Source organism: Prosthecobacter algae (genome assembly GCF_039542385.1).
GTDB lineage: Bacteria > Verrucomicrobiota > Verrucomicrobiia > Verrucomicrobiales > Verrucomicrobiaceae > Prosthecobacter > Prosthecobacter algae.
This window is the reverse complement of record NZ_BAABIA010000002.1, coordinates 522,030-538,516: the sequence shown is the minus strand read 5'-3', so window position 1 is coordinate 538,516 and position 16,487 is coordinate 522,030. Positions and strand designations below refer to the sequence as shown.

General features: G+C 60.0%; 10 protein-coding genes. 6 read left to right on the top strand and 4 right to left on the bottom strand.

The features are described 5' to 3' along the window. Window positions 1-4: 4 nt before the first annotated feature. Window positions 5-1,174: a M29 family metallopeptidase gene (locus tag ABEB25_RS05585; protein ID WP_345735395.1), complete on the top strand. Its 1,170-nt coding sequence runs from the start codon at window positions 5-7 to the stop codon at window positions 1,172-1,174. A gap of 497 nt (window positions 1,175-1,671) precedes the next feature. Here ABEB25_RS05585 and ABEB25_RS05580 read toward each other — a convergent pair whose 3' ends face one another. Next, entirely contained in the window at window positions 1,672-3,078 is a 1,407-nt protein-coding gene (locus ABEB25_RS05580; protein WP_345735394.1) for a sulfatase family protein, read from the bottom strand. Between the two features lie 98 nt (window positions 3,079-3,176). Between ABEB25_RS05580 and ABEB25_RS05575 the strand changes: the two genes are divergently transcribed. Beyond that, window positions 3,177-4,439, top strand: a complete 1,263-nt coding sequence (locus ABEB25_RS05575; protein WP_345735393.1) for an NAD(P)/FAD-dependent oxidoreductase — start codon at window positions 3,177-3,179, stop codon at window positions 4,437-4,439. 2 nt (window positions 4,440-4,441) lie between these two features. Here ABEB25_RS05575 and ABEB25_RS05570 read toward each other — a convergent pair whose 3' ends face one another. Beyond that, entirely contained in the window at window positions 4,442-5,722 is a 1,281-nt protein-coding gene (locus tag ABEB25_RS05570; RefSeq protein ID WP_345735392.1) for an acetylxylan esterase, read from the bottom strand. Between the two features lie 210 nt (window positions 5,723-5,932). On the opposite strand from ABEB25_RS05570, the gene ABEB25_RS05565 reads away from it, so the two are divergent. From ABEB25_RS05565 to ABEB25_RS05555, 3 genes are all read left to right on the top strand, one after another. Beyond that, window positions 5,933-8,506, top strand: a complete 2,574-nt coding sequence (locus ABEB25_RS05565) for a protein kinase domain-containing protein (RefSeq protein WP_345735391.1) — start codon at window positions 5,933-5,935, stop codon at window positions 8,504-8,506. 5 nt (window positions 8,507-8,511) lie between these two features. After that, a complete protein-coding gene (locus ABEB25_RS05560) occupies window positions 8,512-9,993 on the top strand; it encodes a carboxypeptidase M32 (RefSeq protein WP_345735390.1) in 1,482 nt (493 codons plus the stop codon). 281 nt (window positions 9,994-10,274) lie between these two features. Next, a complete protein-coding gene (locus ABEB25_RS05555; protein ID WP_345735389.1) occupies window positions 10,275-11,321 on the top strand; it encodes a peptidoglycan-binding domain-containing protein in 1,047 nt (348 codons plus the stop codon). A 114-nt stretch (window positions 11,322-11,435) separates the two neighbouring features. Here the strand turns inward: ABEB25_RS05555 and ABEB25_RS05550 are convergent, their stop codons facing one another. Further along, window positions 11,436-12,533 (bottom strand): DNA alkylation repair protein, encoded by a 1,098-nt coding sequence (locus tag ABEB25_RS05550; protein WP_345735626.1) that lies wholly within the window; start codon window positions 12,531-12,533, stop codon window positions 11,436-11,438. A 212-nt stretch (window positions 12,534-12,745) separates the two neighbouring features. After that, entirely contained in the window at window positions 12,746-13,075 is a 330-nt protein-coding gene (locus tag ABEB25_RS05545) for a DUF4282 domain-containing protein (RefSeq protein WP_345735388.1), read from the bottom strand. A gap of 133 nt (window positions 13,076-13,208) precedes the next feature. Here ABEB25_RS05545 and mfd point away from each other — a divergent pair, with 133 nt between their 5' ends. Then, window positions 13,209-16,487 carry a transcription-repair coupling factor gene (gene mfd, locus ABEB25_RS05540; RefSeq protein ID WP_345735387.1) on the top strand — a complete coding sequence of 1,093 codons (3,279 nt, stop codon included), beginning with the start codon at window positions 13,209-13,211 and terminating at the stop codon, window positions 16,485-16,487.

The following is a 16,487-nucleotide window of genomic DNA, read 5'->3' as shown; positions in this document are numbered from 1 at the left end:
TCCCATGCCCACCGTTCAAACGACGGCCAACGGCCGCAAATTCCCGAAGTTCGATCTCTATCGCCTTCTTCATACCGTTTTTCAGCCCACTTTTGGCTGTAAAATTTGTATCCTCATTGATCTCCCTGACCTGGCCGAGGCCAAGGACATGGCCTTTTTGAACAACCCCGCCCGCGCCGTCCAGCGCAATGCTCACAAGCACTTCTACCTGGGGCTGCAAAACGGCGTCATGGAAGAACTGGCCATGAAAGGCGGTGAAATTTACGCCTACACCCAGACCACTGGCAGCAATCTGGACCTGCCTGATGAATGCGTGGACATGGCGGGCAATCCGCTGAGCCTGGAGAAGGACATTTACACGAACTACGACATCATTCTCTGCATCTCCACCTTCTCCGCCACGGCACCTTTGACTGCCTTTGCAAAGCAGTATGGATTCCGCGGTGCGACGCTGCACGGTCTGAACGACATCATTTTGAATACCGGTCTGGCCGTGGATTACGATGAAGTCAGCCGCGACGCCGAAAAACTGCGTCTCGCCATGACCCAGGCCGATTCGGTGGAAATTGATTTCGCCCTCGAAACAGGAGAGGTGCTGACGGCCAAACTGGAACTCAGCGCTCAGGAAGCGCAGAAGAGCCATGGTCTCTGTCGCGGAACGGCCCCCGATGTGGCTAACCTGCCTGCTGGCGAAGTCTATTTCGTGCCGACCGGTGCGGAAGGCTTCTTCCCAATGAAGTATGAAGACGGTACCCTCGGTAAGCTCACCGTCACCGGTGGCTGCATCATCAAGAGCGAGCTCATCGCTGGCGACCAGGCCACCATTGACGCTCACAATGCCAAGCTGCTGGACGATCCGATGACGGGTGTTCTCGGTGAACTCGGTTTCGGCACCCAAGTGCTGCCCGTTTCCGGTGCCGACATCCAGGACGAAAAAGTCCTCGGCACCTGCCACCTGGCCACAGGTCGTGACGACCATCTCGGCGGTCACATCACCCCCGCCCAGTTCAAGCGCCACCAGAACGCCACGCATGATGACATCTTGTTTGCGCCTCACAAAACGCCGAACTTTGATATCAAGCAGGTGCGCATGAATCGCGGCGGCCAGCAGGAAATCCTCATCGAGCACTTCCAGCCTGCCAAGTACCTGCTGGATGCGCTCGCTGCTGAGTAATCCAGTCTAACAAACTTTAACGCCCTGCCTCCGATCTGGAAGCAGGGCTTTTTTGTTGGAGAACATTTTGTTATGGAGAGGTTAAAAAATGATTTAGCCCTTTTGTGCAGTGTGAATTTCTGGGTGGTTCTTACCTTGTTCGATCTCTCATCAAGAGCTTCCCAAAGCGCATTCCCTCTCCCCCAAGAATTGGGGGAGAGGCCAAGGTGAGGGGGTGGTCGCAGCACGCAGGAAGTTGCGTTCGCAAAAGGTGCACTCATCCAAAAAACGACGCTTTCTTCGATTCCCGAGACCACTCGACCACCCCTCACCACGGGCCCTTTCGCTTCGCGACTTCGCAACCCCGCAAGCGGGGCGAGGGACGTCTTTTCGCCCTCTGTGCTAAAGACTTAAAGAGAATTGAAAATGAACGAGGCTCGGCAATCCTGCGCCATTCGGGAATTCAGTTTTTAGCGTGGATTGCACAATGATTGAGACTGCTTTGATGGCCCGCGAACTCACGTCTCCGGAAACGAGAGCTTCAGATCCAGGGGGTCATCCATCTTTTGCTGGAGGGTGAGCAGCTGTTTGAAGAGATCTTTGAGACGGGTCTGTTGGTCGGGTTGGGCGGCGAGGTCGCGGAGTTCTTCCGGATCTTCGGCAACGTGGTAGAGGCGGAGCTTTTTGGCTTCAGGATAGGCGATGAGTTTCCAACCATCGGCCAGGATGGCGCGCTGGAGTTCCAGGTAGGCGCCATATACCGGGCTGGCCGTAGGCTGGGCGGACTGGCCACGGATCAGCGGCAGCAGGCTTTGGAACTCGACTTCGTCAGGCTTGCCGCCGGCGAGGTCCAGGCTGGTCGCCATGACGTCCTGAAGGTAGATGGGCGCGCTGATCTTGCCGGGCTTCACGCCGGGCCCCTTCACCAGAAAGGGGACACGCAGGCTGTGCTCATACATGTTTTGTTTGCCTAACAAACCATGCTTACCCACGGCGAGGCCATGGTCCGCCGTGAAGAAGATCCAGGTGTTGTCGCCCTGGCCGCTGGCCTCCAGGGCGGCGAGCACCCGGCCGATCTGGGCATCAAGGTGAGTGATGAGCGCGCAGTATTCGGCACGATGGGTCTTGATGGCGAACTCTGTGCGGGGGAAGGGGGCCAGTTTTTCATCCCGTAGGCTGGGGCCGCAGCCCATCTGCTTTTGATAAGGGTACTCGGGCTGGTAGCTGGCTGGAATCTGGATGCGGTCCAGCGGATACTTGGCCACATACTCGGCCGGGGACTGGCGGGGATCATGCGGGGCGTTGAAGGCCACGTACATGAAGAAGGGCTTGGCCTTGCCGAGGCCGCTTTGGAAAAAACCGATGGCGTCATCCGCAGTGACCTCGCTCCAGTGTTTGCCGCCTTGCCAGTAACCACCGAGGTCCGCATCAGACGGGCTCCAGGCATCGTGCTGACCAGCGATGGGGCGATGGTAACTGGCAGGCGTATCTTTGGGCATGCCGGAGCGGACGGTGCCTGTGCGGGCGAAGCACTTTTCCGCTGGCACGGCGACGTGCCATTTGCCTGTCATGAGGGTTTCGTAACCCCGTGCGGCCATAAGTTGCGGCCACAGTTTTCCTCCAACCTGCGCCTGGGGCAGGGCCACCTTTTGCGCACGCCACACGTGCTTGCCGGTGTTCAGCATGGTGCGGCTGGCTACGCAGACGGCACCGCTCCAGGAGCCCATGTTATAAGCGTGGGTGAAGACTTTGCCGCTTTGTGCTAGGCGATCCAGGTTCGGCGTCTCAATGTCCGTTTTTTCAAAGGCGCGAATGGCATCGTAGGTGAGGTCGTCGGCAAAAAGAAAGAGGATGTTCGGTTTCTCCGCCGCGCTGAGGTAGGTGTGCAGGAGGCAGGCGCAAAAAAGCAGGAGCTTCGATTTCATGGGAAGAGAGCAAACGAACGAGAATCCTGGTCATTTCAGCACATCGTTCTGGCGTGCTGTGTGCTTGTTTAAAGCTTGAACATCGTCTATCGGAAAACATGACTCCCCCGCCTACGACTGATACCAAGCGTCCAGAAGAAGTGGTGATCCTCGGCGGGGGGTTCGCTGGACTGACCTGCGCCAAGGAATTGAATGATCCGCGCTACCACGTCACCTTGGTGGACCGGTGGAATCACCACCTTTTCCAACCCCTGCTTTATCAGGTGGCCACCGCGGGGCTTTCCACCACGGAGATCGCCCAGCCGCTACGCTCCATTTTGGCCGAGCATAAAAATGTGACGACGCTCATGGATGAGGTCACGGAAATTGACCTGCCGAATAAAAAGGTGGTCATGAAAGGCCACACGCTGGCCTATGATCACCTCATTATTGCCCTCGGGGCCAAGACGGGATTCTTTGGTCGCAATGAGTGGGAGCCTTTCACCTTGGGCCTGAAGAGCCTGGAGGATGCCATGGAGATCCGCCGCAAGGTGCTGCTGGCTTTTGAAAAAGCGGAAGCCACCAATGACCCGGCGGAAACCAAGCGGCTGCTGACCATGATCGTCGTGGGTGGCGGACCCACAGGCGTGGAGATGTCGGGGTCCTTGGCTGAGTTGGCCAAAGTGGTGCTGCGTGAGGACTTCCGCCGCATTGATCCGACCCAGGCGCACGTCCACCTCATTGAGGCGGGACCCAAGCTGCTGCCGATGTTTTCGGAGAGCCTGATCACCTACACCCGCGAGCACCTGGAGGAGATCGGCGTCACCGTGCACCTCAATTGCCCGGTCAAGGAAGTGGGGAAAGGTTACGTCATCGCCGGTGAGCAGCGCATTGAGGCCGACATCATCATCTGGGCCGCTGGCGTGGAGGCCAGCCCAGTCACCAAAACTCTTGCAGGCGTGCCGTTGGATCGCGGTGGGCGTATCCAGGTGCAGCCAGATCTCAGTCTGCCGGGCTACCCGCAGGTCTATGCGGCGGGGGATCTGGTGGCCCTCACCGATGTCAAAGGTGTGCGTGTGCCTGGGGTCTGCCCCGCAGCCATTCAAATGGGGCAGCACATCGCCAAGGTCATCAAAGTAGGCGACCGCATCCCTTATGCGTATTGGGACAAAGGCAGCATGGCCACCATCGGGCGCAAGGCTGCGGTGGCGATGTTTAAAGGCATGAATTTCAGTGGGTTCTTCGCCTGGCTGATGTGGCTCTTTGTCCACCTGCTGTTCCTGGTAGGCATGCGCAATCGCGCCGCTGTTTTCCTGCACTGGGTGTGGGGCTACTTCACCTGGCAGCGCGGCGCGCGCATCATCTTGAACCGAGACGAATGACCTTACTTTTGCCGCATGGCCCGCACATGGGCCAGCGCCGCTTCGGTCATGAAGGCACTGGCTTCCGGGCTGCTCTTGTGGCCCGTCAGCGGCATGGTGTGTAGGGTCTTGGGCATCGTCAGCACATTGTAGGCTGCATAGACGCTGCTCGGTGGGCACACGGTGTCGATGAAACCGACGGTCACGGCGGCTCCTTGGCACTTGGCGCGTAGGGCAAAGTTGACGTTGTCAAAGTAACGCGCCGTTTGCAGCTCCGCTTCCACGGCTTTGCCGTCGGTGATGGTGACCAGCTTGGGCCAGCCATTGATGCGGCCTGCGGCGATGCCGGTGTGATCACAACCTGCCGGTACACCTGCGCAGAAAAACGTGACTCGTGGGTCCAGCCCCGCCGCCGCAAAGGCCTGAAAACCACCCTGGCTGCTGCCATAGACGATGAGCGTCTTGCCATCCCACTCCGGCTGCGCGGTGAGGAAATCCAGCGCGCGGATGACGCGCAGGAACATGCCTTTGAAATAGCATTTTTCGCGATCATCCCGGCCCTGAAAGCGGTAGTCCTTCAGAGCGCCTGCGGCTTGCTCATCGTAAAAGGCCTTCGGTTTGCCATTGGGCAGGCCGTGGGCATTGATGTCCATGGACAGCATGCCGCCTTCGCGTTCTGACCAGGCCACCGCGCCCAGGCTGGAGCCACCGACGCCTGCGCCATGGACAAAGAGGATCGCGGGGCAACTCTTGGCCTTCGCATCCTTCGGTTTGCCATAGTAGCCGGAGACAGGCGCGCCCAGGCAGGTGATCTGCGCATCATACACAGCCACCTTCGGCAGGGTGCTGGTCACCGGGGTGAGGGTGGATTTCATTTCTACTTGAGCGAGAGCAGCTTTTTGCGCTGCCCAAAAGGCATCAAAGTCATCCGGCACGGGCAGGCTCGGTTTGATCTCCTGCGGGCTGAATCCGGCGCTGGCCTGGGCGAAATCTTTTTGGCCAGCGATGCTCGCACGCAGCAGCAGGAAGCCCGGCTCGCCCAGTGTCCCAGTCAGCGTGGCCTTGCCATCTTTAATCTGTACGGTCTCTTCGCGCCTCGGCTCCACGCCATCTTTAGAGAGTGAGCACTGGATCTGCCCCTGGGCCAGCGGCTTGCCATCCTGGGTCACCGTGAGGTCAAACCGGGCGGTCTCTCCCGTCTGGTAGAGGGCTTGGGGGCGATCCGTCACGGCTTTGATCACCAAGGCGGGAGTCTGGGCAGCGGCTGCGCTGGCAAGAGCAAGGAAAATAAAGGAGCGAAACATGGGCAAAAACAACGGACGTACAGGTCAGGTTCTGTCTTTCCGGAGGGGCTCACGCAAGATCCCATGCCATTCTCGCTGAACATTTAACAAAGTTTTACAGTCAAAGCCCCGGCTTGACCCTTTCTCCCTCGCGTTGCAGGATTTGAGTTAACCGCGGAATACAGCGTTTTCCTTTACCATCATCATGACAACCCCTGCCGCACGCCTTGCATGAGTTTGCCGGATATCGCTGGACATGAATTGCAGGATCTGATCGGCAGCGGGCGCTGCGGAGCTGTTTACCGGGCCAGCTGTGGTGGCAAAGCCTGTGCGGTGAAGGTCTTCTCCTCCATGGCCATCAACCGCAAGGCCCTGGCCACGGCGCTGAGTGCGCTGCAGCAGATGCCGCATCATCGCGGGGTGCTGCCGGTGGAGAATTTTAATTTCGACCGCAGCCCCTACTACGCCGCCATGCCGTTGGTGGGCGTGATGATGAAGGATGCCCAGGGCCGCCGCCTGTGGCAGACGCCCACGCTGGAGTCACTTTGCAGCCAGCCAAACCCAGACCTGGCCTGGAACTGCATCTACCAGCTTTCGGATGCCCTCGCCTGGCTGCACAAGCACGGTATCCCCCATGGCAATCTCCGCCCCTGCAACGTGCTGCTGGAGGACGATGCTGAAGCAAGCATCCGCCTCACCGACATGGCCCAGGGCTGGGTAGGCGGCATCCATCATCTGGAGCTCACCGATCATTTTGTACATCTCTGCCCGGAGCAGGCTGAAAATCCCGAAGGTGTCTTCAATGGTTATGGGGCCAGTTGGGATGTGTACAGCTTTGGCGTTCTCGCCTTTCGCCTCCTCACCGGTCAGCTCCCCCGCGGAGCCCGGGCCTGGGCCGAGCAGGTAGCCTTTGTACAAAAGAAGGTCGCTTCCGGCCTCGCCTATGGGATCGACAGTGCGGCCCTCATCACCGCCGTCCGCTCGCAGCCAAAGATTGTCTGGCCGGATGCCTCGCAGTCCAAATGGGATGAACGCCGCCGCAACATCATCGAGCGGGCGCTGGACCTGAACCCCGCCGCGCGCTGGACCGACATGCGCGAAGTGGTGCGCGAATTCGAGATTCTCGAATCCGACTACCTCCTGGAAGAGTCGCGCGAGCAGACCACCCTGGAGCGCAAGCGTCAGGCGCTCAAGGTGAGCATGCTGCAGGTCACCGCGCTCAGCTTGCTCGCCACCTTGGTGATGTGCGCCATCTATGCTTTCACCACCTTGCGTCGGGCGCAGAAGGCAGAGGTCGTCATCGGCGAAAATGAGGTCGTCTTGCAACGGGAGATCCAGGCCCGTGAAGAAAAGATTTCCACCCTGACCGGTCAGCGGGACAAATCCATCGAGCAAAAGAAAACGGCGGATGCCAATCTCCAGCACTCGCAGACAGCGGTGGATCAGTTTCTCACCCAGCTTCTTCAGTCCCCCACTAGCAACGAACTGGACACTGAGTTTTCCAAAAGCCAGTTGCGCGATGCCCTGGCCTTTTGCATGGCAGGTCTACCCATGCTGGAAAAAGATCCCGCCCTCGGGGTGGAGCGTCTGCGGGCCTACGGCAACATCGGCCAGATCCACCTTCGCATGCGCGACCATGAACAGGCCCGTGTGTACCTGGAAAAAGCCCGCGACCAGGCCGCCCTGCTGCTGAAGGATGGCAAGTCCGATCCCAAGCTCCCATTGTTTCATCAATGGTTCGGCAAATACAGCTTGCTGCTTTCGGACCTCTCCAACCGCAAGGGCGACCGCGCTACCTCCCTCGCCTTTCTGCGGGATGCCACCACCAGCCTCACGGAAGGGTTGGCTGCCGATTCAAAAAATCGCCTCGCCCGCAATGAATGTGCCCGGGCCTGGATGGAGTATGGCCTCCGCATGCAGGAAAGTGGCGACCTCATCGAAGCCGAAAAAGCCTTGGCTCACGTGCCGGAAGTGCTCGACCCCAAGCTGCTTGGCGCCGAACCCATTCCCGACGAACGCTTCCTCCTCGCGCGTTCCAAATTTGCCAAAGGCCTTGCCCAGCGGGATGCTGGCCGTGTGCAGGATGCCCTGACCACCCTCATTGATGCCGTCACCGAAATGGGGGAACTCGTCATGGGGTCCTCGCCGCGCAATCAGGAGCAGGCCTTGCTGCTGGCCGATGCCTACACCGAGCTGGCCGAATTGATTGGCAAAAGCATCGGTGCCAAGGAGGCCCGCGAGGCCCACCAGCAGGCCATCCCCATCCTGCTGGAGCTGAACCGCCTGCTCCCAGAGTGGGCGGAGGTGAAATACCTGCTGGCCAAAAACTATGGTGGTCTTTCCCTTCTCGAGCGTGACGAGGGCAACAACAACGACGCCATCAAAAAGAAGCAGGACGCCATGGAACTGCTGAATGAGATCCTGGTGGATGAGCCGGACAACCTCTCCTTCGGCTTCCTCCAGGCCAAGCTGCGCGGTGAATATGCGGAGCTGATGTCCGACCTCGGCAAGCCTGCCGCCGCCCTCCCCATCGTCCAGCAGGCCGTTACCTCCCTGGAGGCCATTCTTTCCAAGGAGCCCGATGCACGTCTCTCCCCGCAACGCAAAGCCCAGGAGGTGCAGCTCGCCCAGCTCTATGGCGTGCTCGGCCACACCAGCCAGTCTCTCAGCAAAAAGGAGGAGGCCAAAAACGCCTTCGGTTTTGCCGTGAAACGTTGGGAAAAACTCGCCGCCCTCATTCCCGGGGATGACACCATCCAGCAAGGGCTCACCTGGGCCAAGGACCGTCACGCCAAGCTGAAATAACTCTCATGCCTTTCACCGCCTACGACCAGCTCCAATCCCTCGTCCAAGAGGTCAGCCTTCTCACTTCCACGGAGGCCACCCTTTCCTGGGATCAGGAGACCTACATGCCCGCCAAGTCCCTGGGCCATCGCGCCCGGCAGATGGCCTACCTGAATGGCAAGGCCCATGCCCTGGCCACGGGCACCGTTTTCCGCAAACTGCTGGAAAAGGCCGAGTCCGAAAAACGCCGTCAGCCTAAGGCCATCGCGAATCTGCGAGAATTGCGCCGCGACTACGACCGTGCCGTGAAGCTGCCGCAGAAGCTCGTCATCGAAGAAAGTGAAATCTGCGCCCATGGCAAAGCCGCCTGGGCCGAGGCGCGAAAGAAATCCGACTTCAAGCTTTTCGCTCCCCACCTTCAAAAGCTCGTCACGCTGGCCCGCAAAAAGGCCGACCTCTGGGGTTATGCAGATGAGCCCTACGATGCCCTGCTGGAAACCTATGAGCGTGGAGCCCGCACCTCCGAGGTGGCCTCCCTCTTCGCCAAGCTGAAGCCCGAACTCACCCAGATCGCCCGTCAGGCCGTGGAGAAGAGCGCTTCTGTGAAGCCTAACCTTTTGCGTGGTCATTACCCGATTGAGAAACAACAGATCCTCAATGCCGAAGTGGCCGCCAGTCTGGGCTTTGATTTTGAGGCCGGCCGCATCGACACCACAGCGCATCCTTTCTGCACCACTCTGGGTCCTGCGGATATCCGCCTGACCACGCGCTATGATGAGGCGGACTTCACCTCCTCCCTCTTCGGAGTTATGCATGAGGCTGGTCATGGCCTGTACGAGCAGGGCCTGCCGCAGGATGACTTTGGGCTGCCCTCTGGTCGCGCCTGTTCCCTCGGCATTCACGAATCTCAGAGCCGCCTGTGGGAAAACCACGTTGGCCGATCCCGCAGTTTCTGGGAAAAGTGGCTGCCCCGCACCCAGGAGATCTTCCCGCACCTCAAAAAGATCAAACTGGAGACCTTCCTCCGCGCCATCAACCGCGCCCAATACTCCTTCATCCGCGTCGAGGCGGACCAGGCCACTTACGATCTCCACATCCTTCTGCGCTTCAGCATCGAGCGACGCATCATCAGTGGTGAACTCGCCGTTAAGGACGTTCCTGCCGCTTGGAATGCCGAGTTCGAAAGTTTGTTCGGCATGGTCCCGCCTGATGATGCCCACGGCTGCCTTCAGGACATCCATTGGAGCATGGGCGGCCTCGGTTACTTCGCGACTTACACCCTGGGAAATTTGAATGCGGCCCAGCTCTTTGGCACCGCCCGCAAGCAGAAGAAAATCGCCACCGCTCTCGACAAGGCCGACTACGCCCCCCTCCTAGCTTGGCTCCGCGAGAAAGTGCACTCTCAGGGCGGCACACCGCTCCCTGGCGAGATCATGCTCCACGCCACTGGCAAACCCACCGATGCCAAATGGCATCTCAAGCACCTGCGTGATCGATTTGCAGAGTAACGGGCACCGTCGAAGATTTGGGTGGCCGGAGTGTTGAGAGATCATGCTGCTGCGGCGTACCCGGTTGCTTAGCCAGAGTCGCTCAGGACCTTTGATTGCTTTTTTGGAATGTGCTGCAACGCAAAAGGCTGGAGTACAGGCCCAACGGCGGAAACCTCGGAAGGCGCTGAAAGGTTTGTCTCGATGGGTATCGGGGAGGGGTGAGAGGCAAATTGAAGTAAAATTGAATAGGAGGGCCGACTGGTGCGTCGGATAGAGTGATGAAACTGAAACTTTTTTCTATGAATTGGGGCCCAGGTGTCGCTTCCCTGCTGGCCGCGTTGGTTGTGGGTCAGCCGATGGCTTCGATGGCCGCCCCTGAGGATTCACGTCGCGACCGGGCTCCGAGCCCGGCGCGTCCTTCCTCTTCCAGCCGCCCTGCGCCTTCCCGTGCGGCCCCTCCTGCCAGCCGGCCTGCGCCTTCCCGTGCGGCCCCTCCTGCCAGCCGGCCTCCGGCAGCACGTCCTTCCGTTTCACGCCCTAGCACGCCTCAGCGGCCACCGACCGTGACCCGCCCGAGCGTGCAGCGTCCGCCTTCGGTCACTCGGCCCAGCGTTACTACTCCTCAGCGCTCTGCCACGGTGACGCGCCCCAAGACCCCTTATGAAAAGGCCTATCCAGGGCGCAGCCCGCAGCGGCCATCCGTCACCACCCGCCCAAGTCCTGAGCGGCCTTCGGTGACCCGCCCTACCACCCCTAGCCGTCCGTCCGTGGTCACCCGCCCCACACCCAGCCGCCCTTCGGTCATTTCACGGCCAGATTCGCAACGGCCACCAACTTCGGTGACCCGTCCTTCGGTGCGGCCCAGCACCCGCCCTCTGACACCTTATGAAAAGGCCTATCCAGGGCGTCGCCCAGGTGTGGTGGCAGCCGCTCATCATCGGCATTTCACGGACTCATCCCGCTTCGCGAGGATTGACCGTCATGTGGCCTATCGGTCCTATCCCCGCAGCCACTACCGCCTGTGCCACGGGCAGGGCTGGCGTGGTCTGGGCTGGTACTTCGGCCCGCCGAACATGTCCTACTATTATGAGACACCCGGCGTGTCCTATTACAGCTCCCGTGACTATGCCCCTGCCAGCTATGTCAGCCTGACGTATTCGCCCACCAGCTCCCTGGACTACTCCGTGCAGGAAGCCCTGGCCAACCTGGGCTACTACGATGGCCCCCTGGACGGCGACATCGGCCCGATGTCCCGCTTGGCAATCGCGAACTTCCAGGCAGACAACGGTCTGGAACCCACCGGGATCATTGACGAAGTCCTGCTGGACTATCTGCAAATTCAGTAAAGTGCTTTGGCAATAGCCTGAGTTGACCTTTAAAGCACCCAGTCATCTCCGGATGGCTGGGTGTTTTTTTGTGTGTGGTGAACAAGCCGTTCTTTGAGTGTCGGGCGAAAGCTCTTACCTCACCAGGTCAAAGCCGCTTTGAGCCAGGGTTTCGCCGTTGATCTGGAGGTCCACTGCATGGTGGCCGGGATGGTGGAGGCGGGTGGTAAAGTCCTGGATGGTCTGTTGCCGGCGGAGGGTGAGGGATTCGCCGGGGGCGAGGGAGATCTCCTTCCATTTGAAGACTTTGGCGGAGGTACTGCCGTTCTTTTTCACGTAGTGCAGGCCATAGTCCACCACGAGGCGCTGCGGGGTGGTGGCCTGGGATTCGATGCGGAGTTCCAGGCTGAGCTTTTGGCCTAACTGAATGTTTGCAGGGCTGGCGGCAAAGTGATGGATTTTCACCTCCGGTTTGCCGCTGGCTCCGATGAGGGCGAGGGCACGGGGATCTCCTTTTTTGATGAGAGTGCGCAGGGCGTGGCGGGCGATCCAGGCGGTATGCGGGTTTTCCTGGAGAGGCCAGGTGTGGAGCAGATCCAGCACGAGGTCCGGATGGTCCTTGGTGATATCGTTGAGGTGGTTGGCGACGGATTTGCGGACGTAGAGGCTGGGATCGGTGCGGAGGTTTTCCAGGATGGGGAGGACGGGCGTCGGATCGGCGATGAGGGGCTCCAGCCGGAAGGACCAGGGGAGGCGTGGGCGGCAGCCTTCGCTGGCCAGGCGGCGGACGTGATCGTTCTCATCCCGCGACCACGTTTCCATGACGGCGAGTGTGCGCGAGAGATCACTCTTCAGGAAGTGACGGATGGCGAACTCCGAAGAGCCAAAGGGGGTGAAAAACTTGAGGGCTTCCAGGGAGAGATCGAAATGACGCTGACCGTAGAGGGCGATGTAGTCAGGCAAAACGAGGCTCACGAAGCTGTGGCCTAGACGAGGGGCGAGCTGGCGAAGGATTTCCAGCGTGCGGGGGTAGTCAGCCGGGAGGGTGGCATGAAGACTCTCCGTGGTGCGGCGGAGTCGCTGCATGAGGGAGAGGGAGTCGAGATCGACGAGGGCCTGCTTGAGAAATTTTTTCGAATCAAAGCCAGGGTGAATGGCGGCGACCTCCTGGGCGATGTGGCGGTAGCGGGCTGGATCGAACCAATCTTTGAGGGCAGGGGCGGGATCTGGCATGGGGCTGGGGGATGGAGGAAGAATGGGGGCGGCGACAGCCACAGGAAGCTGGTGACTGCGAGGGCCGAAGATGACGAAGGATAACATGTCTGCCCCAGACATTGTCGAGGGCACTGACAACCGTATGTCAGGAGGGTTTTCCTTGAAGGAAGTTTTTTGTGGGCACGCTTTTCACCCTGCTTCGTTCCCCTGTCTCCCGCATGACTCACAGGTCAGTCTTTGCGCACCTTTTCGGCGATCTGGAAGATGGCCAGAATGACCTCCATGATGACGCGGGCGGTGAGCACATAGATCACAAAGGCGACGGGGCCGGTGACGAGTGTGAAGAGGCCGTAAAAGAGACCCACACGGAAGCCGCTGAACATCCAGCCAAGGGCGGCGAAAACGGCGGCGATGAGGCTCAGGGCGTAGAGAATGCGGATGAGGTGCGGTGTCACAAACTTCTGAAAAGAGAAGTCGAGGACGAGATCCATGACCGCGCGGACCTCGGACCACAGGGAAGTGGCACCAGCAGCAGGTTTTTCCAGGGTGGGATCGCTCATCAGGAGAGGTAACGTGTCCCACAGACCTGTTTGCGCAAGAGAGTCTGTGAGGGGCTGGTGTGCAGCTACGGGTTGCCAGTTTCCAGATTCTGCGCCCTCCTTGGGCCGGGGGACGTTTACTCCCCACTGCTTCGTGTCAGACACTGTCCCGGCCAAAAAGGCGGCCCGCAAATCCGCCCCTGCAAAACGCAAACCCATCCCCCGTGCTGAACGGTCGGACAGGAAGGATGTGCATGCCCTGGTGGCTGCCGTTCTAGACACGGGTGAGTTTGCTAAAAAACTGAAAGGGCTCGGCGGGAAAAAAGAAGTGGTGCTGGATCACGTCACCCCTGAGGCCCGGGCCTTTGCCGTAGCGCTGGTGATGGGGCACATGGCGCAGGCCCAGCCTGGGCGTAAGCTGTGGGTGCTGTGCCCAGATGTGCGGACGCAGGACCAGGTGCATGCGGAGCTGATGGTGTGGCAGTGCCCGGCGCTGTATTTTCCCCGGCACAGTACTTCGGACTTGGAGGTGCTGCCGGACCCGGAAAGCCTAGCGGAGCGAGTCTCGGTGCTGAGCCGTTGGCGCGAGCTGGGACCCGACTGCCCACGCGCCCTGGTGATCTGCGCAGACAGCCTGGAGGAAACGGTGCCTGCCGCCCAGGAGATCGAAAACCAGCGCCGCACTCTGGAAGTGGGGGCAAAGCTGGACGTGGAGAAGTTCCTCGAGGACCTGGCTGGCGCAGGCTATGAGCGGGTGCCCGTAGTGATGGAGCGTGGCCAGTTTGCCCGCCGGGGTGGCATTGTGGATTTCTTTTCCTGGCAGGCGGAGGAGCCGCTGAGGCTGGAGTTTTTCGATGACGAGATCGAATCCATCCGCGCCTTTGACATTCATCACCAAGCCTCCATCCGACGGATGGAACGCGCGGGCATCATCTTGCAGATCAGCGAAGCTGAAGCCGATGAAGGCAAAGTGGCGGACTACTTTCAGCCGCAGGATTTCGTGCTCGTCATCGGCCATGATGAATCGCGGCCATGTCAGGTACGCATCGTGGAAGATGCCGCACCGGGGGAGATGGTGGAGGACTACGCCACGGCCATTCATGAAAATCCGCTGGGCATCTTTGATGCTTCCGATTTTGTGCTGCATGAGGCGCGGCGAAAGCAGTTCCAAATGCAGGTGAAGGAGTGGCAGGGGATGGGCTGGCGCACCTTCATCTTTTTCCACAATGAAGCGGAGCGTGAACGCTTTGCGGAACTGGCCAGTACGCTGACGGTGACTCCTCCGGAAAGTTTGTTAGGCCTGCTGTATCGCGGATTTACTATCCCATCTGCCAAGCTGGCGGTGCTGACCGGGGCGGAGATCTTTGGGCGTCACCAGCATACGCGGCGGGTGCGGGGATCGAAGCTGGATGATCCCGAGACATTGCGGAAGGCGCGCGATGTGCTGCGAGAGCTGAAGGATGGGGACCTGGTGGTGCACTCGGATCACGGCATCGCCCGCTATGCCGGGGTCTCCACCCGCATCAGTCCCGGTGGCCGGCGGGAGGAGGTGCTGGTGCTGCACTACGCAGATGAGGCGAAGTTCTTCGTGCCCGTGGCACAGGCGCACATGGTGACGCGTTACGTGGGCGTGGGCGGCAAGGCCCCGGCCTTGAGCAAGCTGGGCGGGGCCTCCTGGCAAAAGACCCGCAAGAGCGCGGAGAAGAGCGTGGAAGAATTCGCTGCGAAGATGCTGACCATCAGCGCGGAGCGACAGTCGGTCACAGGCTTTGCTTACCCCCACGATACGAAGTGGCAGGTGGAGTTTGAAAACTCCTTCCTCTACCGCGAAACGCCGGACCAACTGCGCTGCGTGGAGGACATCAAGCAAGACATGGAATCCCCCAAAGCCATGGACCGGCTGCTTTGTGCAGACGTGGGTTTTGGCAAAACGGAGGTGGCCATCCGTGCGGCTTTCAAGGCGGTGATGAGTGGCAAACAAGTGGCCATTCTGGTGCCCACCACGGTGCTGGCCCGGCAGCACTGGGTGAACATCCGCGAGCGCATGAGCGAATTCCCCGTGACGGTGGAGATGCTTTGCCGACTGACGCCGAAGAAGAGTGAAAAGAAGATCATCCAAGGCGTGCGCGAGGGCAATGTGGACATCGTGGTGGGGACGCACCGGGTCATCTCCAAGGACGTGAAGTTCAAGGACCTGGGCCTCGTAGTGATTGATGAAGAGCAGCGTTTCGGGGTGAAGCATAAGGAACGTTTCAAGGAGATGTTCCGCTTTGTGGATGTGCTGACACTCAGCGCCACGCCCATCCCACGCACCCTTTACCTGGCCCTCATGGGCATGCGGGACATGAGCACCATTGAGACGCCACCGCCTAACAAACAAGCGGTTCAAACGCTGATCTGTCCGTATGACGAAAGGGTGATTAAGCAGGCGGTGGACATGGAGCTGGACCGGGGTGGGCAGATCTTCTTTCTGCACAACCGGGTGATGACCATCGAAAAAGTGGCCCAGCGCATCCGCGAGCTATGTCCTCGCGCGAAGGTGATCATCGGCCACGGGCAGATGGATGAAGAACTGCTGGAGGATGTGATGCACACCTTTGTGGATGGGCGGGCGGATGTACTGGTGTGTACGACCATCATCGAGAGCGGCGTGGACATCCCGAATGCGAACACCATCATCATTGATCGCGCGGACCGCTTTGGCCTAGCAGATCTGTATCAGCTCCGGGGTCGTGTAGGCCGTGGGGGGCAGCAGGCGCACGCTTACTTGCTGCTGCCGCGCGATGCCGTGACAGCGGGCGATGCCCGCAAGCGTGTGAATGCCATCAAGCAGTATGCCGGACTCGGCAGCGGTTTCAAAATCGCGCTGCGAGATCTGGAGATTCGCGGCGCGGGCAATCTGCTGGGAACGGAGCAGAGCGGCCATATCGCGGCTGTGGGCTTTGACATGTACTGTCAGATGCTGAAGCAGGCCGTGAACAAGATGCAGGGGCGACGCGTGGCACGGCCAATCGAGGTCGCGCTGCGGGCTGATTTTCTCGTGCAGACGGAGGCCCTCATGGTGCAGGCAGCGCCTGGGGCGACCCCCGCGTTTTTGCCCAGCACCTTCATGGAAGACACGAGGCTGCGCATCACCGCCTATCGCCAACTGGGCGAGGTGATGACACGCAAGGAACTAGACGAGCTGGAAAGCCAGTGGCGAGATCAGTTCGGCGACAAGCTGCCCCATGCCGTGCAGAACCTCATCACCTGCGCCTCCATGCGCCTCGCCGCCGCCCATGCAGGCATCACCGATGTGGAAATCAAAGACCGCAAGCTGATGCTCACCCGCAATGGCCAGATGGTGATGATCCACGGCAAATTCCCGCGTTTAAACGAACGCCAAGGCCACAAGCAACTGGCTGAGGCCCTGACGATGCTGCGGAGTTTGTGA